The 2,245-nt window shown below is 59.6% G+C and carries 2 rRNA genes; both read right to left on the bottom strand.

What is annotated here, in order from left to right:
• Positions 1–326: 326 nt before the first annotated feature.
• Positions 327–444: ribosomal RNA gene (rrf, locus tag AB5Z01_RS13625) — 5S ribosomal RNA — on the bottom strand.
• Positions 445–656: 212 nt separating this feature from the next.
• Positions 657–2,245: ribosomal RNA gene (locus AB5Z01_RS13620) — 23S ribosomal RNA — on the bottom strand; the annotation flags it as partial.

The raw sequence follows: 2,245 nt of genomic DNA, 5'->3' as shown, positions 1-2,245 counted from the left end.
GATGTTCCCCGAAGAAGTGGTGCCCTACGAGTGGGAGACGATTCGCGAGGCCGCTTTGGAAGCGCTGGGACGCAGCGACGAACTGGTTGCCATGTATCAGGAACGCTTGGATGATACGTATGATCCCAATACCGCGCTCAATCATCTGAAACTCCACGCCTGGTTGAATCAGCAGTAGTCCCGATTCCTCCACTCACTGGAACAATCCTCCCGCCCACGGGCCTCCCGGCGTCCCGAAACCTCCAATGGGCGGAGGAAACGCCCGTGTGCGGGAATAAGAAAAGGGGTTCCCGGAGCGTCACGCTCGACGGGAACCCCGACGTTGAATGCGGCGGCGTGCTACTCTCCCACACCCTCTCGAGTGCAGTACCATCGCCGCGACCAGGCCTTAGCTTCCGGGTTCGGAAAGGGACCGGGCGTCTCACCTGGGCCATGACCACCGCAAAACCAATATAACGGCCAACCACAAGGATCGGCCGGCAGAACCGGAACCACGCCACGATTCCGATCGTGGCGGTCCGGGAACCGGACAACGGACGCGAACAACCAAACGCTTCACCGGTATCGTTTTCGTGACCACAAGAAACAGCATTCCTTGCCATCCAACGAAAGAAACCACCACAGGACGAGACCCGACCCGACAAGCGGGTCGGAAAAAGTGTGCCGCGTTCGCCCGTTAGTACCGGTCGGCTCCACCCCTCGCGGGGCTTCCACCTCCGGCCTATCAACCACGTGTTCTGCATGGGGACTACAGGAACTCGAAGGTTCCACGGAATGCTTATCTTGGAGCAGGCTTCCCGCTTAGATGCTTTCAGCGGTTATCCCTTCCGAACGTAGCCAACCGGCCGTGCCACTGGCGTGACAACCGGCATACCAGAGGTTCGTCCACCCAGGTCCTCTCGTACTATGGGCAGGCCTCCTCAGCATTCCAACGAGCGCAGAGGATAGAGACCAAACTGTCTCACGACGTTCTGAACCCAGCTCGCGTGCCGCTTTAATCGGCGAACAGCCGAACCCTTGGGACCTGCTCCAGCCCCAGGATGCGACGAGCCGACATCGAGGTGCCAAACCATCCCGTCGATATGGACTCTTGGGAATGATCAGCCTGTTATCCCCGGGGTACCTTTTATCCGTTGAGCGATGCCGCGTCCGTACACCGGCACCGGATCACTAGTCCCGACTTTCGTCCCTGCTCGGACCGTCGTCCTCGCAGTCAAGCCCGCTTGTGCACTTGCACTCGCCACCCGATTGCCAACCGGGCTGAGCGGACCTTTGGGCGCCTCCGTTACTCTTTGGGAGGCAACCGCCCCAGTTAAACTACCCGCCAGGCACTGTCCCTGAACAGGATGACTGTTCGAGGTGAGACGTCAAACGAGAACAGAGCGGTATTTCACCTTGCGGCTCCACACGGGCTGGCGCCCATGCTTCGAAGCCTCCCGCCTATGCTACACAATCCGCGCCTAACGCCAATACCAAGGTATAGTAAAGGTCCCGGGGTCTTTTCGTCCTTCTGCGCTTAACGAGCATCTTTACTCGTACTGCAATTTCGCCGAGCTCCTGGTCGAGACAGTGGGGAAGTCGTTACGCCATTCGTGCAGGTCGGAACTTACCCGACAAGGAATTTCGCTACCTTAGGATGGTTATAGTTACCACCGCCGTTTACCGGGGCTTGAATTCACCGCTTCACCCGAAGGCTGACGGATCCTCTTAACCTTCCGGCACCGGGCAGGCGTCAGTGCATATACAGCGGCTTGCGCCTTCGCATGCACCTGTGTTTTTGGTAAACAGTCGCTACCCCCTGGTCTGTGCCACCCCCCAACGCTCCGAGGGCAAGCCTCTTCACGCCCGGGGGTCTCCCTTATACCGAAGGCACGGGAGTGATTTGCCGAGTTCCTTGACCAGGATTCGCTCGATCGCCTTGGTATTCTCTACCTGACCACCAGTGTCGGTTTGGGGTACGGGCGGCTTTGAGCCTGACGCCGAAGCTTTTCTCGGCAGCCGGGATCACCGGATATCGGGCCATAAGGCCCCCATCATCGCACCTCGGACCCATGCGGGACGGATTTGCCTGTCCCACGCCCTGCGTGCTTGACCACGGAAGACCACCTCCGCGGCCGGCTACCCTTCTGCGTCACTCCTGCGCTGACCTACTACAAGGATCGGTCCCAACAGGCCAGGGCATCCCGCCCCCGAAGGAGCAGTAAGCCCGGACCCGGAGGTTAGTACTCCAAGCCTCGGTTTTGGC

The sequence above is a fragment of the Ruminococcus sp. RTP21359st1_H3_RTP21359_211015 genome, assembly GCF_040909065.1.
GTDB lineage: Bacteria > Bacillota > Clostridia > Oscillospirales > Ruminococcaceae > Hominimerdicola > Hominimerdicola aceti.
The sequence above is the reverse complement of the archived record's forward strand: the minus strand, read 5'-3'. Positions and strand labels throughout refer to the sequence as shown.